General features: G+C 61.6%; 19 protein-coding genes. 5 read left to right on the top strand and 14 right to left on the bottom strand.

Annotated elements, in window-relative coordinates; translation table 11 throughout:
- Positions 1 to 67: 67 nt before the first annotated feature.
- Positions 68 to 718, bottom strand: coding sequence for a hypothetical protein (locus DAETH_RS05990; protein WP_264777005.1), 651 nt, complete (start codon positions 716 to 718; stop codon positions 68 to 70).
- A gap of 226 nt (positions 719 to 944) precedes the next feature.
- Here DAETH_RS05990 and DAETH_RS05985 point away from each other — a divergent pair, with 226 nt between their 5' ends.
- Positions 945 to 1,184 carry a helix-turn-helix domain-containing protein gene (locus DAETH_RS05985; RefSeq protein WP_264777004.1) on the top strand — a complete coding sequence of 80 codons (240 nt, stop codon included), beginning with the start codon at positions 945 to 947 and terminating at the stop codon, positions 1,182 to 1,184.
- A gap of 11 nt (positions 1,185 to 1,195) precedes the next feature.
- Positions 1,196 to 2,686 carry a TniQ family protein gene (locus DAETH_RS05980; protein WP_264777003.1) on the top strand — a complete coding sequence of 497 codons (1,491 nt, stop codon included), beginning with the start codon at positions 1,196 to 1,198 and terminating at the stop codon, positions 2,684 to 2,686.
- Positions 2,687 to 2,782: 96 nt separating this feature from the next.
- Here DAETH_RS05980 and DAETH_RS05975 read toward each other — a convergent pair whose 3' ends face one another.
- From DAETH_RS05975 to DAETH_RS05935, 9 genes are all read right to left on the bottom strand, one after another.
- Positions 2,783 to 3,445, bottom strand: a complete 663-nt coding sequence (locus DAETH_RS05975) for a hypothetical protein (RefSeq protein WP_264777002.1) — start codon at positions 3,443 to 3,445, stop codon at positions 2,783 to 2,785.
- Positions 3,438 to 4,319, bottom strand: coding sequence for a Panacea domain-containing protein (locus DAETH_RS05970; protein ID WP_264777001.1), 882 nt, complete (start codon positions 4,317 to 4,319; stop codon positions 3,438 to 3,440). Before DAETH_RS05970 ends, DAETH_RS05975 begins: the two co-directional genes overlap by 8 nt.
- A gap of 507 nt (positions 4,320 to 4,826) precedes the next feature.
- On the bottom strand, positions 4,827 to 5,219 hold the full coding sequence (locus tag DAETH_RS05965; protein WP_264777000.1) for a hypothetical protein: 393 nt from the start codon (positions 5,217 to 5,219) through the stop codon (positions 4,827 to 4,829).
- Between the two features lie 174 nt (positions 5,220 to 5,393).
- Entirely contained in the window at positions 5,394 to 5,933 is a 540-nt protein-coding gene (locus tag DAETH_RS05960; protein ID WP_264776999.1) for a hypothetical protein, read from the bottom strand.
- Between the two features lie 1,255 nt (positions 5,934 to 7,188).
- Positions 7,189 to 7,830 (bottom strand): hypothetical protein, encoded by a 642-nt coding sequence (locus DAETH_RS05955; RefSeq protein ID WP_264776998.1) that lies wholly within the window; start codon positions 7,828 to 7,830, stop codon positions 7,189 to 7,191.
- On the bottom strand, positions 7,827 to 8,063 hold the full coding sequence (locus DAETH_RS05950) for a hypothetical protein (RefSeq protein WP_264776997.1): 237 nt from the start codon (positions 8,061 to 8,063) through the stop codon (positions 7,827 to 7,829). Before DAETH_RS05950 ends, DAETH_RS05955 begins: the two co-directional genes overlap by 4 nt.
- 21 nt (positions 8,064 to 8,084) lie before the next feature.
- Positions 8,085 to 8,795, bottom strand: coding sequence for a LexA family protein (locus tag DAETH_RS05945; protein WP_264776996.1), 711 nt, complete (start codon positions 8,793 to 8,795; stop codon positions 8,085 to 8,087).
- Positions 8,796 to 8,828: 33 nt separating this feature from the next.
- Positions 8,829 to 9,230, bottom strand: a complete 402-nt coding sequence (locus tag DAETH_RS05940; RefSeq protein WP_264776995.1) for a hypothetical protein — start codon at positions 9,228 to 9,230, stop codon at positions 8,829 to 8,831.
- 127 nt (positions 9,231 to 9,357) lie between these two features.
- Positions 9,358 to 10,431, bottom strand: a complete 1,074-nt coding sequence (locus tag DAETH_RS05935) for an LGFP repeat-containing protein (protein ID WP_264776994.1) — start codon at positions 10,429 to 10,431, stop codon at positions 9,358 to 9,360.
- 383 nt (positions 10,432 to 10,814) lie between these two features.
- Here DAETH_RS05935 and DAETH_RS05930 point away from each other — a divergent pair, with 383 nt between their 5' ends.
- Complete coding sequence (locus DAETH_RS05930) at positions 10,815 to 12,002, top strand: helix-turn-helix transcriptional regulator (protein WP_264776993.1); 1,188 nt, start codon at positions 10,815 to 10,817, stop codon at positions 12,000 to 12,002.
- Positions 12,003 to 12,109: 107 nt separating this feature from the next.
- Here DAETH_RS05930 and DAETH_RS05925 read toward each other — a convergent pair whose 3' ends face one another.
- Both DAETH_RS05925 and DAETH_RS05920 read right to left on the bottom strand, forming a co-directional pair.
- Positions 12,110 to 13,120, bottom strand: coding sequence for an excalibur calcium-binding domain-containing protein (locus DAETH_RS05925; protein WP_264776992.1), 1,011 nt, complete (start codon positions 13,118 to 13,120; stop codon positions 12,110 to 12,112).
- The gene (locus DAETH_RS05920) at positions 13,117 to 13,401 is read right to left on the bottom strand and encodes a DUF3006 domain-containing protein (protein ID WP_264776991.1); all 285 of its coding nucleotides are present in this window, start codon (positions 13,399 to 13,401) and stop codon (positions 13,117 to 13,119) included. Before DAETH_RS05920 ends, DAETH_RS05925 begins: the two co-directional genes overlap by 4 nt.
- Positions 13,402 to 13,585: 184 nt before the next feature.
- Between DAETH_RS05920 and DAETH_RS05915 the strand changes: the two genes are divergently transcribed.
- The gene (locus DAETH_RS05915; RefSeq protein ID WP_264776990.1) at positions 13,586 to 14,017 is read left to right on the top strand and encodes a DUF3761 domain-containing protein; all 432 of its coding nucleotides are present in this window, start codon (positions 13,586 to 13,588) and stop codon (positions 14,015 to 14,017) included.
- 514 nt (positions 14,018 to 14,531) lie between these two features.
- A complete protein-coding gene (locus DAETH_RS05910) occupies positions 14,532 to 19,196 on the top strand; it encodes a PKD domain-containing protein (RefSeq protein WP_264776989.1) in 4,665 nt (1,554 codons plus the stop codon).
- 1,094 nt (positions 19,197 to 20,290) lie between these two features.
- On the opposite strand, the gene DAETH_RS05905 is transcribed toward DAETH_RS05910, so the two are convergent.
- Both DAETH_RS05905 and DAETH_RS05900 read right to left on the bottom strand, forming a co-directional pair.
- On the bottom strand, positions 20,291 to 21,103 hold the full coding sequence (locus DAETH_RS05905; RefSeq protein ID WP_264776988.1) for a CAP domain-containing protein: 813 nt from the start codon (positions 21,101 to 21,103) through the stop codon (positions 20,291 to 20,293).
- 153 nt (positions 21,104 to 21,256) lie between these two features.
- Entirely contained in the window at positions 21,257 to 22,297 is a 1,041-nt protein-coding gene (locus DAETH_RS05900) for a hypothetical protein (RefSeq protein ID WP_264776987.1), read from the bottom strand.
- Between the last annotated feature and the right edge of the window lie 35 nt (positions 22,298 to 22,332).

Below are 22,332 nucleotides of genomic sequence, written 5' to 3'. Positions count from 1 at the left end.
TTCGAGGAGCGGGCCGGGGAACGGCGAGCCACAAGAGGAGGGGGACCAATCAGGTCCCCCTTTGGACTTACCGCGTCGGGAAACTCGCCTCTCGATAGAACCGGATCACCGCTTTCCCGAGGTCGATGCTGACCCGATCCCATTGAGTAATGATCTCAGGATCGACTTTGGCGTAAATATCAACGGTCCTGGCATTCCTCGGCACCTTGATCGTGCTCGCCTTGCCGTCGTAGTACAGGGGCTGGATAGCACCGCCGTCTATCTTCACACCGACCGTGAAGGGCACACTGCTGTAACTCGGGGGTCTGTAGGTCAGGGTGTAGGTGTTGAGATCGAGAACTGCATTCGATTTTGACCCCGGTCCTCCCATGCTCATGTCGGTGTAGGTGTTCTCCAGAACGAGCCTCTTCGTGTCCTGCCGGCCTTCCCTGAAGAGGGCTGAAAAGTTCGCCAGCCGTGGAGCCGTGATGGTCAAGACCTCCGCTTTACGGTCGGGCTTGAACGAAAAACCGCAGAGCGTGACGGCTCCGGCCGGATTGAATTCGTGGAAGAAGTCGAGCGTCACCACCTCGGACGGATCAGGAAACTTCGCCTTCGAGCTGTAAATAACAAAGCTGCTGTGTACGAGCATTGATTTGCTGCAATCAGCAGGCGGGGCGGCCTGCGCCGTCACGAGGGCGAGCAGGCCGATCAGGACGGACCATCTCGGCATCGTCACAACACCTCCTGACACCTGGTGAGCAGCACGAGGCAGGGAACGAGCGGTGCCAGCGACTTCGCGTTCATGAACCCTCCGTGGAACGCGGAGTGAGCCCCACGTCCCGTTGTAAATGCTGTCGGGGAAGGAAATGACCCCGCCTCATCGGTATAGCAGGAAATAAGATTTCAAGTGATAAGATATGGAGTGCATGGCCTAGACGGGGAAGGCTGACGACCCTGGGGTGGTGCCCCGCCCCCGGAAGAACCCCGTCCCGCAGGAAGCCAGCGCCTCACGCCGCCGTTTCGCCGAGAAGCTGCGGGCAGAGCGCAACCGGCAGGGGATGACGCTGGAGGACCTGGCGGAGAAGAGTGGGCTGACGTGGAGCTACATCTCGCAGGTGGAACGCGGGGTTCGGAATATCACGGTGGACAACATGGACGCGCTGGCGCGGGGCGTCGGGGTGGAGTTGCGGGACCTGCTGTGAGGTGAACGCTGGTGGAACATCCTCTGACACGATCAACAACCCCAGCTTCTCTCCGGCAATTGAGGAAGTTACCCTGCTACCCCCGGCCTTACGCAGATGAACTGTTCTCCTCCTGGTTTCTCCGCCTCGCTCACGCCAACGTCCAGCGCCTCCCCCACTTCACCTTCCGGATAACTGGCGACTCCTACTTCTGGAGGTTCGACCCGGATCGCTTCCTGCGCCCAGGACTGGCTGAGACCTTGGCCGAGGTCACGGGGCTCTCCGTGGATGCCATCCACGCCCTGACTCTGCGCCGATACGAGGGCAAGGTGGTCACCCAACTTCCTCCCCGCGCCCCTGTGCGCTGGATCATGCCCCTCTACATCCAGGGGTACAAGCGGCGACGACCCGGCCTGTCCTATTGTCCCGCCTGCCTGCGGGAAGCCCTGTTCTTGCGAACCCACTGGCGACTGTCCTTCGTGACGGTGTGTGAACGGCACGCCTGCCCCCTCCAGGGTGCCTGCCCGCGCTGCCAGGCTCCCTACGCCCCTCAGCGCAACGACCTCGGGCTCGGCTCCGACTGGAGCACCCAGCCGGAACCGCCCTTCGGCTTCTGCCCGGAGTGCCGCCTGGACCTCCGGGACACGCCCCCCAGGGACGCCGACCCCGAGGTGCTGAGGTTGCAGGCGTGGCTCCTGGGTGGCGCGGTCTCGGGCGTTCTCCCCTGGCCGGGGCAGGGCGAGGTGCCGAGTCTGGAAGGCTTCGACGTGCTTCACCAGTTGCTCGCGGTCGTGCTCAGGCAAGGCGTGCAGGGCCACCTTACAGAAACGTGCGGTTTGGCTGGGCCTGAGCGCCCCCCTCAGCGACGCAACCGCAGCTTCGAGGACTTTGACCTGCCCGACCGCCGCTTGCTTCTGCGACAACTGGCCTTCCTGCTGGAGGACTGGCCTCATCGCCTCTTGCGGACGTGCGAGGCCGCAGGGGTGACCAAGGAGCCTCTGGTCGTGAACTTTCGGCCTGTGCCGCCCTGGTACGAGGCGGTGGCTGACCGGCTGAGTCGGGCGAACGGGCGGCGGCCCTACAAGCGAGTGCCGCTTGAGCCGCATCTCACGCTGGAGGAGTTGGCGGCGAGGCGGGATGCGGCGCCCACGCCCGCCGAGCAGCGGCGCTGGGACCTGATCTGGCAGTACGCCCAGCAGGAGGAGCCCGCCGTGTTGCCCTTCGTCCGCGCCACGGGGTTCGCCAGGAACACGGTGGTGGAGGTGGTGAGGCGGTACAACCAGGGCGGCTTGGAAAGCATCGAGAACTGGTGGCGGGGAAAGAAGAACCCAAGGCGGCGGCTTCTCACGCCCGAGCAGGAGGAGGAACTGCGCCGCGTCCTCGCCCGGGGGTACATGACCAACGCCGAGATGGCGGACTGGGTGGAGGCGCGGACCGGGACGCGACCGGATCGCTCGACGCTGTGGATGTACCGGCGGGGCGTGAACTACCACACGATGGAGGGACGACGTGCTGGAACTTGACTCATCCCGCCATGTTGTCGAGACGGTCCAGGACAAAATGTGGTAGCAAGGAAGGGGGAGGCGTTCAGCCTCCCCCTATACTTTCATCTGGTTCAATTACGATGCGTCCGCCTCAACATCCATAGCCTCAGGCGCATCCGGCAACTGTTTTAGAAACTCCCCGCAGTAGGCATCATCCTTGAAAAGGCGGAGAGACTTCCCGCTGGGAAGCTCTTTCATCCAAGCTCCATTCAGCTTGCGTGGCTTCTGGCCATTGCAGTTGCCCTGCCGCGCAATCTTCATCCATTCAAGGTCTTTTGCTTCGATGACTTCACCGAGGTACATGTCTATGTCTTTGATGTTCACTCTGCACTCTATAGAATCGTAGTTTGTTATCAGGCTTGAAATGAAGATGTCGAGATCATTCTTATCCCTCATTTTGATCTCGTGATGAGCGTCCGATATATAGCAGAAGTGAGTCCTCGCAAGCGGCGACGGGACAAGACTTCTGCCACCGATGTAATCCGTTACCCTAACCAAGGTAAGGTTCTTGGATGGAGAGGACAAGGGAATATTGGCAGAGTGTTGAAGGAGCACCTTTGCCAGGGTGCATTTATCAATTGCATCAACCTTGTAGACAGACACACTTAAATCAGGAAGCCGATCCCCAGTGAGGGGATCGGTCCCTTTTAAAAGGAATTCGTTGTCGTAAACTTCTTGATGGTTCGACTCTCTAAATGGCGTAGGGAATTTAATAATACGCATCACATATTCAGGCATGATACAGAAGGTCCTCAACGGTTGGACGGACGGCAGGGTTGTAGGTCTCCAGCGGCTTCCCATCGATCAAGCTCCGCACTTCAGGGTCGCCGTCGTAATAAAAGCTGATGAGGCCTCTGAATGCCCTGTCCTGTACCAGGGAGGACTGATCGCTGAGGGCAGAGATGAGGGCCGAACGCACGGCGTCCGGATCGTCCTCCCAGTGGTCGCCAACAGCCTCGATCATACGTGCCTTCGAGTAGGCATTGAACGGGACCTCGCGGGTGATATACGCGAGGAGGCCGAGGTCAGACTCCGCCAACGCCTCCACAAAATCCTCAACCGAATTCATATCAGCTAGCTGGGCCAGGACTCGGCTGTAGGTCAGCGGATCGACACCCGGCGGGACCGGCACAGGGATTACGCTGTCACCCTGCCGCTTGTACCCCCTCTTCACGTTCTCCGACATATTCACCTCCATCTCCGTCTTCCAAGAATTTGGATGCACCATCCCGAGCTGCTTGGCCTGCTCGTAGGCGACGTGCCATGGCAGCTCTTTATGATTGCGGTCAGAAAGCTCCTCGGCGGTCAGCCTGGCCTGGTCTCTCAGCGTCAAGCGAAGGACCCTTGTGCTGTCCGGCTGGAGTGCTGCCGACTCACCAGGGAAGCTGGCAGGGATGTGAAAGTACCCATGGTGTAGCTCCTCAACAACCGGGGCGACACAACCATTTTTCCAGGCGTAAAAATCCGCATCGAACAGCTTCTCATCCCTGAGGATGACCGAGTAAACCTGAGCGTAATAAAGCAACTTCTGCAGCTTCATCCCGGTCAACGGCCTCTTGTTCTGCCTCTCATGCTCGATGATGTACTTTGCAACGTTGAGGACATTCTCCATACTTCCATTCCTCTTCCAGCCCGGCGGTGCCTGAGACGGTGGGTCTGCCAGCGAACCGGCGCCTCCTCAACACCCTACTTCTTGACGACGTACTCCAGCCCTACCCTTGCCCCAACTCCTGGACGTGTGGTCTTAGGAACATTTATGCTTAGGACATAATACAGCACGGCAGGTGGGATGTGATGAGCAACGCCGTCAGGTAAGGGAAAAGGCGGGTGCAAGGCACCCTTCTAGGGGGCCCGATCACACCGTTGGGGGCCGTGGGTCGGGGAGAGGGGCAGTCAGCAGGAGGACTGGTCGGCGCAGTGGTACCTGAAGTCAAAATGTCGCTACAAGAGGATGAACCCTCCCTTCTGTCAGGAGAATGTTCCCGCACGCCCTACTCAAGCCTTACCGGTGCGGTTCGTCCTTCCACAAACCCGCACCCCCGGAGGGGGTCGGGTGTCGCTCCCCCGCGATCACAGCGGCGAGGAGGCCACCTACCAACATTGACTGACATCTTGCAGTTTAGGTTTTGAGGGCAAGAAGGGCGTTCTGAAAGGCGTCGAGCGCATCCAACTCCAGTTGGAGAGCACGACGGCGAACTTCTGGGACAAACGAGAACCGTACGGTTCTCGCCAGGTCGCCCCAATCGGGCCAGGTTCCCGGCGCCTCCACAGGGAGGTCGAGGTCCTGGAAATGGCACAGTAAAAAGGCCATCCCGGACAGGCACCACCAGCGCAACACCCCCTGTTCGCTGTGCTGGGCGAATCGTTCGAGCCCGAAGCGCCCCTTGACCGTTTTAAAGAAGGCGAGGGTAAGCCAACGGCGCTTCCCCACGCGGGCGAGGTACTTGCCGCCCAGATCGAGGTTGGACATCACGAAGCGCTGTTCCGGCTCTTTGTTCCGGTAGAGCCACACCCAGGAGACGCACATCGCCTGGCGGGGGCCCCGTGGGCTTGACCAAGCTCCCTCGCACCATCACGTCGCGGAGCTGGCGACCGTCCTCCAGCTTACGGGTGCAACGCACGCCGACGATGTTGTGGCCACGGGCGAGCACACCCCGAATAAACTCGGCACTCTCGAAACCCCCGTCTACATGCAGATGGGGACGCCGTTTTCCAGACAACAGGGCAGCAGAAACGGTGCGGAGCAGTCCAACGCGAGTTGCGCGGGGGAAGGGGACCCCTTCCCCCGCCAGACTTGAAAGGCCCAGGGAAGACGCAGCTCCCCACAACACAACAACACCACCAGGTGAACGCCGTGGATGCTGTTGAAGATATGGACCCAATCGGCAAGCAGGGCGAACTTTCCAGTCTTGTCCAGGCTGGTCAGGTCCACCAGCAGTTCCAGCCGAGGGCGCTGGTGGGGCTGCTGTCGCCAGAAGTCCTGCAACGTCTCCTGGGCATGCTGACGCAACACCCGGCACAGTTGCCAGGTGTTCCAGGCCGCGTGATTGAGAAAGCGGCTGAGGGCTGCGGGAGATTTGACGGTGGCCCGTTCTGGCAGCGGTTGACCGGAACCGTCCAGCAGCAGGTCGAGGAAGACCTCGAAGGATTCCCGGTGCTGCTTGCGGGAAAAGCACGGCAGGATGTCAGAATACAGCCGTCTGGAATGCTGTTCTTTTGGGTTCACACCCCTCTATGGGGCCAGAAATCCGTTCCAGACGTCCTTTTTCAACACTGCAAGATGTCAGTTGGGGCAACCCTGCCCGCGCTGTATCGAGGAGGACGCTACACAGACGGGGAAGCCCTGCTGTCGTTCGGGTTCCTGGTGGCCGTCGCAACCTACTCGGCGCACTCGCCACTCACTGCGACGGCGGAATGGTGGCGTTATTTGAACGCAGATTAAATTTTGAATCGAATGTTAGAATGGTGGGCTCAAGGGGGAAGAACCTTATTTGGCAGTCGTGAAGTCGTGATCGCAGCCAAGCTTTTCGATGAGATGGATAAGCCCGGCCACCACCTGACCGTGAGAGCGGGGGACATTATACCCAACCTCCACAGTGAGTGGGCGGTGGACAATTGGTGGAGTGAGAATAATATTTGAAATAACGCTCGAAATGCCTACACAAACTCTCAGTTAGGTTTCCGAAATGTGTTTGATGCGTACTATATTTAATCAAAACCTGTATAGTAGGCTCTCTAGTAAATCAACGACGCTGGGATTGATCAGTGAAGGAGGATCTACAACAGTGAACGGAGTAGATGCGGTTAATCGGTTTTTACAACGTAATTTCTATAAAATATTTATTCTTCTCGCAGTTGTAATTTTTCTGGGTTTCGTGCTGGTTATATTCAAGACATCGGCTATACTTTTAAGTAGTATTAACGTACCGGCGATAGAGTTACTCTATCAACCAAGTATAGACAGTTGTGTCAAGGGCCGAGTGGAAGTTCCCAAACGTAGAAACGTTGCAGGAGAGCAAGGTGCCCAGGTGGCAGGTGGCCGTGATCCAGTTGCAGACGCAGAAAGCGTGTGTGGGCAGGTAGCGATAAGGAACATTATACGCAATGCCATGCTGTTCATCTTTGCTCTAGGCTCCGTTCTAATTTCAACCTGCAAGAGCCTATTCGATGTTTTTAGAAATAGGGTTACACGAGTAGACAGTACGGGCATCTTGAAGACTCTAGGACTATCCGAGCTAGTTGCCATCCTATCAAGCTTGTTGTTCTTTCCACTGGGCGCGTTCGTATTCTATCTTCTTACATCGGTTCCAAACCCTGTAGTCCATTTTGCTTACTCTTTGCTAATCTCTTCTATTCTTATAGTGTTTTATTCGGTCTCTGTTATGATAGGCTTATCTGTAGCAGTTTTTCGCAATTTCGAGGTGGTAGCACCCATCGAAAAATAAGGGGGACAGCTCCTACATTATGGCGGCTCAGAAGTTCTATCCATGTGCCAACTCTGCCCGCGCCAACGCCCAGCAGGGGTCTTCCACGAGGTCCAAACGCCCCCACGTCAGGCAGGCCAGCAGGGTATGGAGGTGGTGCTGGTCAGGGTGGCGGTGGGCGGCGTAGGCCCACGGGCGACGGAGGAGTGCGGCGGGCAACTCGGGGAAGAGGTGGTCCCGCAGGAACAACCCCAGGTCGTGCAGGCGATGCAGCATGACCTCTTCCGGCACTCGGTAGTTGCGGAGGATGCCGTCCAGCTCACCCTCTTGCATCCCGAACATCTGGATCACGTGCAGGCGCGTGGGCTGGTTCCGTAGAGGCGCCGGGGGTGTCCCGTGCCGCAGCAGGGGCAGGAGGGGCCGGTAACGCTCCTCCGGTGGCACCACGCCGAGGTGGGTCAGCCACGGCGGAGCGTGTTCGGCCACCACCAGATGCCAGGGCAACCGGAAGCCGCCCGGCCATCTCAGGGCGAGGCCCTCCTCCGAGACCCGCACCCCCCCGAAGACTCGGGGCATCACCAGGGGGAGCATGGGTTCCGGGCCTCGCAGCGGGTGGAGCTGGACACGCCAGGTCTGGTCGCCCAGAGTGACCCAGAGCTGGGTGTGGCTGTCGGTCAGGGCCTCGGTGATCAGGGTCATGGGGTCACCAGCAGGCCGAACACGGCAACGAGGTGACGGTGGACCTCGGCTGCTGGGATGGGCCACGACCCGCTCAGGTAGTAGGTGGTGTGCCTCGCCCACCGATCCTCCGCGCGGACGACCACGACCGTGCAGGGACCGCAGCGAGACGTGATGAGATTTTGCAGCCGGCGCTGCACTTCCGGCGATGCGGGAGAGGGGGCGTGGAACGTGACGGTCGGGTGGATGGACACGGGTGACGCCTCCCTACCTTTTCAAGGCTCCTGGGCCTGTCGACTGCGACGTGTCCGGCCCGTGCCGACGTGCCCGACCAGGCAGCCCCGCACCTCGACCTCCTCAGTCCGGTAGGTCATGTTCGGGTAGGCCGGGTTCTCGCTGATCAGGGTCACCGTGCCGTTGTTGCGGTGCCAGCGTTTGAGGGTGGCGGTGTTCTCCCCAGGCACGGCGACCAGGGCGATCTCACCGCTATGGGGCTCGTCAATCAGGGGGTGGATGGCGACGTAATCACCGGGGTAGATGCCGACGCCGATCATGCTGTCGCCGCGCACCTTGAGCAGGAAGTCCCCTTCGCGCAGGTCCAGCACGTCGGAGAGTCTGGCGGCGTAACCCTCGATGTGCTGCTCGGCCAGGATGGGCTCACCCGCCGCCACCTCACCGACAATCGGGAAGGCTAGGGGCTCCCCCGCTTCACCTAAGGCCCCTAAGGGCGGGACACGGCCCTGGGTGACGGCCCAGCCTTCTTCGGTGAGGCGGATCATGGCCGTCCGGCGTTCCGCGGCGTCGTAGCGGATGAAGTCCTTGTCCCGCAGGGCAATGAGGTACGTCCGCACGTTCTGACGCGGCAGGGAGAGACTTTCGGCTAATCTCCCCGTCGTCACGCCCTCGCCCTGGCGTTCCAGCCGGGCGATCTCCTCCAGCACGTCTCGCTGCCGTCCGCTCGGTCCCTCCGGCTGTCGCTCGCTCATATGTCACCTGACACAAGTGTAGGAGCGAGGCGTTCAGAAATGCAAGTGAAAGGGAGGGGGCTCTCGGCTGACGAGAATGCGCTGACTTGCCACCCTCCCGCTGACCCTCACCCGCGCTCCGGCTGGCCTGGCACCAAGGAGGCCGGTGGTCCGGCCCTCAAGTTGCAGGTGCCCCTGCTTCCTGGTCATGTTGTCGTGGTGGAGGTACCCGGCGTTGCGCAAGGAGCGCAGGGTGACGACCAGGCCGCCCGCATCAAGGTGGGGCTTCAGGCGGCGAAATACCTCCTGCGCGTGTGGGGTGCCCGGATAGAAACCTTCCTCGTGCAAGTCGAGGATGTGGGTGCCGCGCACGAGAGCATGAGCCTGGACCCAGCGCTCGCTGCCGGGAATCTGGCCGAGCAGGGTGTGGACGAGGGCGTCGTCTTGAGGAGACATGAACGCACGAACACCCCGCTCGCTGAGCGGGGTGTCGAGGCTCCCCCGGCACCGACGCCGTGGCAAGCTGGGGCAAGTTCCAGGTCAGTCCACCGGGGGAGGCGCATGGCCTTCCCCGGCCACGGGGTCAGATGGCGTAGTTCGAGAAATTCATGGAGACCACCGCCAGGTCGCCGCCCTCGTCCTCGTTGCGAACGGTCACCTGTTCGGAGGTGATGCCGTCGCGCGGCACCAGAATATTGAATGTCTCGTTGCCGTCGAGGTCGTTGTTCTGCTCGCTGGTCCCCTCGAAGAGGTCGAGATTCCCTTTCACCAGCACGTCACCGTTGCTCCTGACCTGGGCGATGAGCTTGAGTTCGACCCGCAGTTCTCCTCCGGCCCCGTCGCTCATCGTCAGGACGTCCTGAGGCAGATCGGTGGTCAGGACGGCCTCGTTAGTCCCGTCGGCCGAGCTGTGCTCATCGTGCCAGGGCCAGCTCTCGTCGTCGGTCAGGTCCATGTGCGCGGAACACACCAGCCGCCGGCGCACCTCGGGCTCGCCGTTCCCCGGCAGGCCCTGAGGCTTCACCCCGCCGCCGCCGCCTGCCGCCGGGTCGTAGGAGGTGAAGGAGACCGCCGCCCCGAGGGCGGGCGACCAGGTGATCTGACCGTGCTCGAAGTCGCTGTAGCGTCCGATGCCGTCGGGGGTCGTCTGCTCGTCGCTCATCGGGTACCCCAGGTAGGAGCGTTCCCAGCCCAGCGCGGACCATTTCGTGCGGATGTCGCCGTGCACCTCGTGCGCCCCGGTCGCCGGCGTCCAGTAGATCGAGCCGCCCTGGAAATGGTTGAAGCGGCCCACCCCGTCGGGGGTGGTGGTCTCGTCGGTGATCGGGAAGCCGAGGAAGGAGGTCTCCCACCCCAGCGTCTCCCACTTCGCGCGAATGTCGCCGTGGACTTCAAAGGCGCCCGCCGCTGAGGTCCAGTAGATCGAGCCGTGCTGGTAGTGGCGGTACCACCCCTGGCCATTCGGGGTCATCTGCTCGGGTCCGGTGGCCTTACCCAGCAGCCCGGTGTCGCCGCCCAGCGCCTGATGCTTGGCGAAGATGGCCGTCACGCCGGGCGGCATCTTGATCTTGGGCCCTGGCTTGTACTCGCCTTTGGGGACGACCTCAACCTTGATCTTGGGCTTTTGCGTCGCGCCCGTCTTCGTCACGTTCGTCATAGATAGGTTCCTCGCGAGCTGCTCAGGGCCTGAGCCGGGTCCTGGCGTGGGCTGGATGTGTGGGCGTGGTCTTTGCTGGTTCAACGTGCCTCCTCCGGGTTCGACCCCTGCGGGGTCCACTCGCTGCCCTGTCGTGGCACCTGCGCGGGCCGGGACGTTCTCTCGGTGTCCTCCTCCGGCAGGCCTGGGGGAAGCGCCGTGCCCTGTGGCACGGGCCGGGACCTGTCTGGATGCGGGCATTGTCCAACCCCATGGCGACCGGCGCATGTCCCGTCTGGGCTACGCCGTTTTGACTATCCTGACGACAGAGCACGGGGCATGGCGCGCTGTGGAGGATGTGGGCCCCGGGCGAGCCTGAGAACGCCGAACACGAGGTGCAGGTCATGACGCGACTCTCCGAGCAGGCAACCGTCGCCCTCACCGCCGCCCTGTACTGGGCCGCCACCGATCCCCACCTCTTTCCGGCCTTTGTCGAGGCCCTGTGCGCGCATCACGGCGCGAGCAAGGCTTACCTGCACCACGTCGTCAAACAGCCGGGACTCAGCTGGTACGAGAGTTCCCGGCAGGGCATCGACGCCCCGGGGGAGAGTTTTTCCATTGGCGTGAACCATCCCCGCGAGACCCAGCGCGAGTACATGGCGCGCTGGGTGGACCAGGACGGCTTCACCAACGCCATCCTGGCCCGTGGCCTCACTCAGGGGCCGCTGGTGTTCGACCGCCGTGAGACGTGTCCGGACGCGGAGTTCGAGCGCTCGGCTTTCCACCATGAATTCGCCCGCCACCACGAGTTGTTCCACCTGATCGGGGGTGCTGGGTTCTCCCTGGACAGCCCGGCGGGGTTCTTCGTGTTGATCGGTCGCCCCCGGTCACTCGGTGCGTTCCCTGCCTGGGACGTACAGGCGCTGAGCCTCCTGCTCCCGCACCTGGGCCGGGCCCAGGCCATTCACCGCCAACTGTGGAACCTGCGCCGGGAGCGCGACACCCGCGCGTTGGCACTCGACACCCTCGACCGTCCGTGCCTGGCGGTGGACGCGGCCTTGCGCGTGGAGTGGATGAACATAGCGGCCGAAGGGCTGCTGCGGGGCCCAGGGGGGCTGAGCGTCAAGGGCGGGCAGGTACGCGCAGAGGTGGCGTGGCAGCACGAGCAGCTCCGCGAAGCGGTGCGTCGCACGGCACTCCTCGGTCGGGGGATTTCGGCACAGGCCGGGAGCACCCTGGCGATCACCCGCCCAGCCCCTGCTGGGCCGCTGCGGGTCACGGTGATGCCGCTGCCAGGAGCCGGGGAAGATTGCATGGGGGTCTTGCTGTGGCTGGAGGACCCGGATCAGGTCCGGCCCATGCCGCTCGAGGTGTTGAGGCAGCGGTACGGGCTGACGGCTGCCGAGGCACGCGTGGCCGTGCGGCTGTCCCAGGGCGACTCCGTCGAGGAGATCGCAGCGGGCTCTCAGGTAAGCCTGGGCACTGTACGCAACCAGCTCAAACAGGTCTTTGCCAAGACGGACACCCACCGGCAGGCCCAGGTCGTCCAGCTGGTCCTGAGCCTGGCTGCCGCACTTCCCGACCGTCGCTAGTCCCTCGACTCAGGCTTCAGGAACGTCCGGCGGGGGTGGAGCTGCTCCCCACTCGCTTCAGTGCCACACCTCCTTCTCCTGAACAGAGATGGAGAACGGGAGGCCGTTCACTCGCAGGCCACGCCGTCCCCATCCCTATCCAGGGCCGGGTTGTAGCCGGGTTGCCCTCGCCGCAACGGTGCCGCCCCCGCCGCCCGAGCCTGGGCACAACTGGAATAGACCGGGGTGGCAGGAGAGGGAACAGGGACCGGGGTGGCCGGTCCAGGGACAGCGCCCCGATTGGCAGGAACCGCGCCCCCTTTTTCGGTGGTGATGGCGAACTTCCCGCCGGGTTGCACCACCACGGTCACGGTCCCCTGCTGGTCGGTGCGGTAAACCGTCGCCCCGACCTGTCGGTAGAGCGACAGGGCCTGCTGGGTCGGGTGTCCGTAGTTGTTCGGCCCGACTCCGATCACGACGTTCTGGGGCCGCACCGCCTTCAACCACGCCGGGTTGTCACCGTTAGCTGCGCCATGGTGGATGCTTTTGTAAACGTCCACCGGCCCCAGGGCGCTGGCTGGATATTTTTTCAGCCAGGCCATCGTCTCCGGGATTTCACTGTCCCCCGTCATCAGGGCCCGGAACGTCCCGTATTGCACCAGCAGACCGACGCTGTTGAGGTTCTGTTCGTCCCTGGGCATTCCGGGAGGGGGCGGCAACACGGTGATCCTCACGCTCCCGAGGTTGATGACCTGATCCCGGGCGAGGAGGCCCTGCGTCCCCGCCTTCCGCACGGCCGCCGTCAGCCTGTCCCAGACCCTCGTCGTGCCTGCCACGCCGTTGTTCAGGAAGAAACGGGGCCTGAACAGCGTCACGGCGGGGATGAGTCCGGTGATATGGTCCGCGTCTGCGTGGCTTGCCGCCACCAGGTCCAGGCTCTGGACGTCGTACTGGCGGAGCAGGGCCTGCAACCGGGGCTCCGAGCGTCCCCCGTCGTACAGGATCGACTTGCCCTCCGGGGAGGTGATCAGCACGGCATCCCCCTGGCCCACGTCGAGGAAGCGGATGATCAGGACCCCGGGTGCCTGGGCGGCGGCCAGCCCCAGGGAGAGGGCAGCGAGAGCGAGCAGGCGCCTCACAGATCGATCTCCCCGACAGGAGCGACACCGTTGAGAGCGTCGAGCTGGGCCTGGGCGGCCTCGCGGCGTTCCCGTGTCGCCCCGTGGTCGATCTCCACGGTCAGGTCGCCGCCTTCCAGATGCAGCCGCAGCACGTCTCCCTCCCGCACATTCCCGGGCAGGCTGGCGAGCGGCCAGTCCTCGGTCTGGCCGTCCTCCAGCTCGACCCGGGCGAGGTTGCCCTCAATGCCGTCCACGATTACCCGGCCGGTCAGCGTGTCCTGTTCCTCTGCTGGCACCATGCCGCACAGTAGCGTCCGGGAGCCTCGCCGCAGCACAATTTTGAGCCGGCAGAGTTCCCTGCGGATGGGGCTGGGCGTCCTGGCGCTTCGAACCGTCACAGCCACCGCCCCAGAGTGCGGTTCTGGTCAAGTTCGCGCGACCAGGGCCGGGAAACGTGATACGCCTGGAGTGGAGGTTCTCCCGATGAAACAGCTGCTGTTCGCTCTGGCCCTCGCTCTCGGCACCCAGGCCACGGCCCTCCAGGTCACCACCACGAATAACGTGAACCTGCGCGGCGGACCCAGCACCAGCGCCAGGGTGCTCACGGTGATCCCCAGGGGAACCTCGCTCAACGTCGGCAGCTGCACCACCTGGTGCCCGGTCACCTACGGCGGGCAGAAGGGGTTCGTTTCCAGGAGTGTCCTGACCTTCAAGGCACCGGTCACTCCGGCACCCGTGCCCGTGCCGAGCAATGGCACCTACACCAACGTGGATGGGCAGCAGATCCAGAGGCCTGTCTTTTTCGACAGCGTTCCCTCCGGAGCTTCTGCCCGGTGCCGGGATGGCAGCTACTCCTTCAGCGCCCACCGACGCGGGACGTGTTCCCATCACGGTGGTGTTGCCACCTGGTACTGAGCTTGTCCCTCCAACCCACACTGCCGACGAGGCGAAGGCCAACCGGCTCGGGTTGTGGGCGGGGTCGTTGGTGCGGCCGGGGGTTTACCGGAAGACGGGGAACTTCGCGAGTATAGCGGTGCAGGCGAGCAGGACAACACCCCCCTACACCCCCCTGGCCGTTCCTGTCGTCCAGAACTGTACCGAGGTGAGGGCGGCAGGGAGGGCTCCCCGTCTCGGGGGAGCCGGGCTATGGGGGTCCGGGTTGGACAGGAACGAGGACCGGACGATCTGCAAGTGATGACGCCCATACCCGAACCATGGGAACGCTTGAAAAAGTGCTCCCCGCAGTGAGGGCGTTGGTCGGCACGAGGTCTGACTCGGACTCCTGTCTAGACACAATCCGAGTTTCGCCTCACATTCGTTCACGACATCTTCACGGCTCCCTTATGTTCCCAGGGTGTCAAATTCACCTTTCAGGTCAGGGCGACCTCGCCCCACCGACGTCCAGGGGAACGTGTCACGGAAGCTCTCCGTGAAGAGACCCGAAGCCGTCACCCTCTCGCTCATCCTGGTGCTGGCGTCGTGTCAGCAGGCACCCCCGGTGCAGGTGAAGACCACGACACCCACCCAGTCGTCGTCCACAAGTCAGACTTCTGCACAGGGCACGGCGGTCGTGCCCACGGCGCTTCCAGGCGTCGCCTTCCTTCCCCCCATCGCCGCAGACCCTGGCACCCTGGGGACCCTGGAACAGAACCCACGCGTCAATATCGAAATTTACAAGTTGAATGTGGACAAGGCTGCGGCACCCGCCGTCGCCCCGATATTCAGCGTCAAAGCAGGAACCATCCGGAAACAGGACACCTTCTACCTCGCGAACTGGAAGACCGCCGATGCCAAGCTGCCAGACGGAACGCCGGTTCGCATCGAGCTGCGGCTGGATAGTGCGACCTCTGGGCAGCCGGTCTGCAACGAAGGCGCGAACCTGGACGCTGGTTGTCTCGCATTCATCGACGCCAAGGTCTGGCCGACCAAAGCCGAAGCGGTCAAAAATGGGGTGCCCACCGTGGTCAACCTCGTCAACGGCCAGGACCTTCCCATCAAGTTCCATGTGAAGGTTGGGGCGATCAACCAGGCCCCACGCGTGACCATCCAGACACCTGCCAGCGGCTCGACGGTCCGAGCGGGCGAGGTCACCAAGTTCACCGCGTCTGCCCTGGACTTCGAGGATGGTGAACTGACGGCTGCTCTCGAGTGGCGAGTCGACGACCGTGTTGTCGGAAAGGGAGGCGTTCTGGAAACGGCACTCCTCGCCGGAGCCCACGTCGTGACCACCCAGGTGAAGGACAGCGCGGGCAAGACGGGCCAGGCCAGCATCCAGGTCCAGGCGAAGGCACCGGTCGCCTCGATGACCCTGACCAGCCTTCAACCGGACCGGGGTCCATTGGCGGGTGGCACCGAAGTCACCCTGACGGGCACCGGCTTTACAGGCGCGACGGGAGTGCGATTCGGCACGCAACCGGCCCAGAGCTTCAAAGTCGTCAGTGACACCGAGATCAGGGCCGTGTCCCCGAAGGGTGAAGCGGTCGCGGCCGTCAACGTGACGGTGCAGAAGGCGGACGAGACCAGTCCGGGCAAGGAGTTCACGTACGGGGAGTCCTACGAGATCATCTCCCGGGGCACCGATGACCGGATGCTCACGCTGCTCAACGGCAAGGTGGTGAGCGATGTCGAGTATTCGTGGGGCAACCCTGTCCCCCAGGCCAGCGTTTACGCCAAAGACGGCGACAGGATCGAACTGATCCTGATCAACCGGTGGCCTCACCACTGCGGCATCGGCCAGATCACGGCGAAGACGCCCTCGGGGGTGGTGAAAGAAATTCACCCCGGCTTCTCTAACCCGAACTGCTCGGACCGTCTCGGTGAGGTCTTTCGCTACGAATACGTTCTCCCCGACGGCCCGGGGAAGGAGTTGCCGATCCAGGCGCCCGATCTGACGGAGTTCAAGATCACTCCAGGAGTGGCGGGAACGCCGAGCACCCTCCAGTGGAGTGCGGTGAACCCCACGAATGCCAAACTGGTGTGCACCGTCGATTTCGGCGACGGGAAAACGCAGACCCTCGAGCCGTGTCAAATGAACGACTCGATCCAGCACATCTACGACCAGCCGGGAACCTTCAAGGCCAGGCTCAAGGTCGCCGACGGGCCATACGCGAGTGGACTGCCGAGCGACCTCACCTCCGGCAACAGCAACAGCATCCAGAAGTTCACGGAGGTCGTGGTGACCGCCGCTCCCCCTACCGTGAACGTGGCCCTCACCGAACTGACCCCCACCCTCGGCTCGACGAACGGTGGCAACGAAATCGTTCTGAAAGGGACGGGCTTCACGGGCGCGACCGACGTCAAGTTCGGGGACGTGAGCGCCCGCAGCTTCACCGTGGTGGACGACACGAAGATCGTCGCCATCGCCCCCACTGCGTCGGCTCCGGGAGACGTGCAGGTGAAGGTGCTGTCGAAGGGGACGGTCAGCAATACGCTCGCCTACTCGTACCGCCGTTCCTTCCAGCTCTCCGCCCAGGCCCGCCCCCTGAACAGCAGCATCTATCAGTATTTCGACGACCGGCTCATCGTCAAGCTGAACGATCAGGTGCTCGCCGACATGGCGGGTGAGAATCTTCCCCCCGGCAATTACCCTCCACGCGTCCTCAAGGACTTCGAGGCCAACAGTGGGGACAAGCTGACCTTCATCGTGGTGAACGGGTGGCCCTGGGCGTGTGGTTCCGGGCAGATCGACCTCATCACCCTGGAAGGCCAGAGCCGGGTGGCGTACCCGGGGTTCACGGACGCGAACTGCAACGACCGCATCGGGGAAGTCGCGCGTTACGAATACACCATGCCCGATGGCCCCGGTCGAGCGGTCCCGATTGTGGCGCCCGATATCGAGACCCTGACGCTCACGCCGGGTGTGGCAGGCACCTCGACCACCGTGAGTTGGAAGCTCCTCAACCCTGGCAACAAGACGCTGACCTGCTCCGTGGACTTCGGCGACGGGCAGAACCGAACGGTCGACCCCTGCAACCTGAGTGATTCCATTCAACACACGTATGGGGGGGCGGGAACCTATCGTGTGAAGCTGAAGGTGGTGGATGGTCCCTACGCCTCCGGTGACTTCAACGACAAGCGGTCCGGCGAGAGCAACGGCATCCAGAAGTTCGCAGAGGTCTCCATCGGAAGTGCGCCCACCACCAATCAGCCGCCGCTGCTCGACGCTCTGTCCGTCAGCCCCAGCCCGGCTCAGGTTGGTCAAGCGGTGACGCTGAGCTGGAAGACGACGGACGCGGAGAACGACGCGGTGTCCTGCGTGGTGGACTTCGGCGACGGCCAGACGAAGGCGTTGGAGAACTGCACGGGCACCCAGTCACTTCCCCATACTTACGCTGCCGCAGGCACCTACACCGTCAAGGTGACGGGGACGGACGCCAGGGGTGGCAGCACGACCAGGACGGTCTCGGCCGACGTGAAAGCCGGCGTGACGAACACCGCAGCCGTCATCGCCAACCTGACCGTCACCCCGAGCAGCGTGACGGTGGGCCAGGAGACCTCGGTTGGCTGGAGCGTCACCGACCCGGAGAATGACGCTGTTTCCTGCGTCGTGGACTTCGGGGACGGGCAGACGCAGAACCTTCAGAACTGCGCGGGGCAGCAGACGCTCAAGCACACCTACGGTGCAGCAGGCTCCTTTACCGTAAAGGTCGTCGCCACGGATGCCCCGGGGAACAAGACGGAAAGGGCTGTGGGTGTCACGGCAACCGCCGCTCCTGGCAACACGCCTCCGATGATCTCGGAATATAACTACTCGCCGACGAACGTGGTTGCTGCTAGTGCTGTCACAATCAATTGGACCACGACGGACGCACAAACCGACTTGATTCATTGCGAGGTGTCATTCGGTGACAACGAAGATCGAAGCCTGAATAATTGCGCAGGCGCGCAGAGCCTAGAACACGTGTACGTCAAGCCAGGGACGTATACGGTAACAATTCTCGCCACTGACGCTAGCGGCCTACAAGCACGCAGTGTAAATTATATTACAGTCACCGAGGGCAAAAGGGTTTCCTACTCTCTGGTACAGGAGGGAGACAGTGGTGTTGAGAGTGCAAGAGGCATCTTGCTGCAAGACCCAACCTTCGTGAAAACCGGCTATAAAATCATAGGTATAGCAGGCACCAAAGAAAACGATGGATATGGATATTACTTAAATGTAATGACTGATGCTTATGATGAACATCACGTTACCTTTCTAATTGCTGACATTGACCAACAAGGAGTAAGTAGCCTGATCCAGGCGTTGTACACTAGTGACACGGATACGATGGATTACACTAATTTGAATAACGGACGCACCCTTAGTATTGAAAATTTTAGCACATACAGCAGGCCAGAGAATCAACAGGGTTTATTTGATAAGCTACTCATCTTATACTCCAATCCCTTAAATGATGTTTACAGCTCAATGAGCCCGTCCACCAGCTCAACACTCTCCTCTGTTGGGGGAACAAGAAGTGCCGCATCTAGTCTAACTTCGTCTCGAAGAATTATGCCCACGTCGGATGTCTCATTCTGCCGAGACTGCTCCGCCGTCTATCAATCGTACCAACCAGCCGATCTGATTGCCAGAGTCAAGAGGGGGCAGAAAAACTTTCTTAACAACATCGCCCTGGCTGCAACAATTGCCAGCACAGCGCTTATCGTACCTAGCATCATCGTCGGTGGCACTGCAGCTCTTGTCGTCGGCCTCACATCTACAGTGGCAGGTATCGCGGGCGCAGCCACAACCCTGTATCTAGCGATTGGTGAACCCGAGAAGGACGTCCAAGAGTATGAACGTATCGCACGAGACCTATTCGCAGGCTGGCAACACTGTGTTGATCCGTACAACGAAATTGCCAACGGCGTTATACCGGTTACCATAGCATTTGCTGAGCAGTTCTTCAAAGAATTCTGGGTTCGCGATGCTTTATACAATACAGTTATAGGGAAGGGGGCCACAAAGACAGGGGCGCTTGTTGCTACTCAAGAGACAGCAGAGAGCGTTTACCAAACCTTATCTGGATACACCATACTGGGGAGGTCTTACGTCAACGGTAATGCCATCAGTGCAACTGCGTATGTTCCTCCGACAACTTGTGTCGCAAGGTGATATAAATTTATGAAAATGCGAGCCATTATTATTTCTCTGGTCTTTCTCTCTTCTTGTCGGCAAGATATAAAGGTGGGCGAGGAAAAGAGGTGGGAGAAACATTACTCTAACATAATTAACGACCCATACTGCGCGTTCGAAACCACGTCCAAGGTTTACTCAAATAACCCAGACGATATTAATGAGGACCTATCGTGTAGTGGCAACTCCAAGTTGACAGTGGATGAACGAATAGATTTATTGGAGAAAGCCGAGGAGTTTCGTGTAAAATTATTACCATCCAGTATCGTGAACTCAACTAAAATTCAATTCGACGAGAATAAATTCGCTTTGCTTTTTCCTCTTGGCACTCCAACGATAAATACTCAAATTACTCACATTGTTAAACACGATCACTGAGAAGTCACCTCAAGCAGGCAGGGCAGTTACTCTCTTGCCCTGCCTGCTTGAATAATTACTCGGAGCATTTACCTCCCACACTAGTCGGCCGAAAATTCTAAGCAATATCGAAATTTTGAGAGCAGACGACTTCATCAAGCTATGGAGAGCTGTTAGTTCAAAGGGAAGTCTTCAGCCCCAGGGGACCATCCAGCGAAAAGGTGAACGGAAATAGAAATTACAGGAAGTTCAATTCTCCAGGAGAGGCAGTTGCACTTGAACGCATAACCGACTAACCACGCGAAGCAAACCCTCCGTCAACGTCTCGGTCGAGGCGAACTGCTGGTTGAGTCGGCGCAGCTTCCAGTCGGGCTGCCCCTTCGGCCATGCCCGGTGGCGCGCCCGCCAGAGCAGGAGGGCGTTGAGTTCATACTCTGCGGCAGGTCGGCTGTCCACGGGACGACCGACCAGGGTGGAGACGTGCTCACCGGGCAGACGTTCCTTCTCGAAGAGGTAGACCGCCGTGTCTGGGGAGCGATCCGATCAGCGTCCGCAGATTGAGCAGGAAGAGCCTCACCTGTCACGCATCACGGCTGAACCCAGCCTTCGACGTTGTTCGGCGGTCACAGCTCAGGAGGCGGAAGAGCTGGCTCAACTGTTTCAACGATAACTGGCAGTCGGGTTTCCAGAGGGTGCTGGCAGCGAGGTGACCACCTTCAGAACCGCCCGAAGAGCTGCACCCAGTGGATGCCATAGTTGCTGTTCTCGCTGGCCCAGTAACTTCCCCCCATCACCGTCCAGCGGGGGTCAAGCATGTTCTCGCAGTGCCCTGGGCTGGTCACCAGGCTCTGCACTGCCAGCAGCGCGGTGTTGCGCCCATGTTGCAGGTTCTCCCCGACGGCACCCCGAAAGCCCACCCGTTGCGCTCTGTCCTGCGGGCCCTGGCCGGTGTATGGGTCGATGTGGCCGGTAAAGTTCAGGGTCGCCAGCCGCTGGGCGTAGAGTTGCGCGGCAGCGAACAGCCGGTCGTCCCAGGCCAGCGGAGGCGCGGGGGGCATCCACTTCCCGCCGCAGTCGGCGCCCTTTGCCCGAACCGCGTTGGTGGCGTTCAGCAGAGCCTTGCCCTCCGTGGAAGGGCCTCGAAGATTGGGGGGAATTCTGGGGTCGGCGACGATCAGGGCGTAGCCCCGGCCGTAGGGAGCGACACCGTAGGCGATGAGTTGTGCTTCGCGGAACTCGACACAGCGTTCCCCGACGGACTGCACGATGAAGGAGAGGGGACCGTTCATCCGCAACCCCTGCATCTTCTGATAGGCGTAGCCAGCCACTGCGGCGGCCTGCTTCACCGTACCGAGGCGGGCATAGGCCGCCGCCACCCGGTCAAGATGAGCGCTGCGGACGAGGTGCAGTCCGCACCGGGAGAAGGTGCCTTCGAGGGCAGTGCGCACGCCCGGTGGGGGACCGGCTTGCGAGTGGGCCACGCCTGTGAGGAGAAGGCTGAGCAAGGTGCCGCGCAGGAGACTTCGCATGCCCTCCATCTGACCCCGGCGGTTCTGTCGCTTCTCTTGCAGGACGACGCGGAGGGTGTTCCAGAGCCTGGGTGACCGGAAGCGATTTCAGCACATGGCCCTGGACTTCTTGCTCAGGTGAACGGCCGGCGGCATCCTCACCCCATGCGAGAGCTATTCGCGCGACAGCTCCCTGAGCGAGGCCAGCAGAGTCAGGTGCAGCTCGGTGTTGACCTGCCGCGTCAGTTCGAGCAGGCCATCACTGAGGAGGATACGGGCAGTGTGGTTGCGCCAGTCTTCCTCCGGGTCCGCCCAGGCGAGTGATGCCAGCGATTGCTGCGGTGTGATGTGCTCACGCAGATGTGCGTGCATGACACCCAGGGCCACGCCAAGCTGGCCGGATCGACTCCAGAGTTTGACCTGCCTGACTTTGTTTGTAAGCTCGCTCGTCTCCAGATCCATGCGCGCGTTGCGAAGACTCAGCGCTGCCCGGTAAAGCAGGAATTCAAATACCTCTCGGGGATCGATTCCTGCAATGGGCGGGCTGAGCAAGAGGGTGGGCTGCATCTGTTCCCACTGCTCGGTCGTGAGCGTGATCGGCAGCGAGGGGGCGGGTGGCCCTGGCCTGTCCTGGAGCAGCCGGTCACTCAGGTGCTGCACGAGCGCGGGCCAGTGCATGAGGACCTCGGTCGGTGGATCGTCGACCAGACGTCCGGTCAGCCAGACGAGGTACATCAAGCGCCGGTTTGGGGTGAGGTTGGGCTTGATGATCAGCGCCTGCAGGGTAGCTGCCGTCGTCCGCAGGCGGTGGGAGAAGGAGTGGAAGCCGTCATCCTGATTTCCCAGAACCCAGGCCGTGAGGCGTTGTGCAGCGAACCTCGTCGAGGTGGCGTGTGGGCTGCGGGTGTTACGTTCCACCGGCCTGATGGGAAGCAGTCCCGGCTCAAGCATCTGGTCGACCCGGAACGTGTTCATCATTGTCCAGACGCCCTCGACGAACCCTTTCCAGACCTCCGGGGAAACGATTTTGAAGGAACGGAGATACTGGGGTTGCGGGATGTCGGGGAGGAGGGTTAAAGGTGTTGAGTCCGGCGTAGCGATGTCCAGGTAACAATCACGGCACCGTCGCAGGTCATTGTGTTCCCGCGGGCCTTGCTTCGGCAGGTCGCCACCCCATCGGCCGACCTGTCGGTGAACTCGTTCGGTGACCTGCACAAGGTTGCCACAGTGTGGGCAGGCATCACGCAACG

Origin of the sequence: Deinococcus aetherius (genome assembly GCF_025997855.1) — a bacterium.
Taxonomy (GTDB): Bacteria; Deinococcota; Deinococci; order Deinococcales; family Deinococcaceae; genus Deinococcus; species Deinococcus aetherius.
This window is presented reverse-complemented; position numbering and strand designations above follow the sequence as displayed.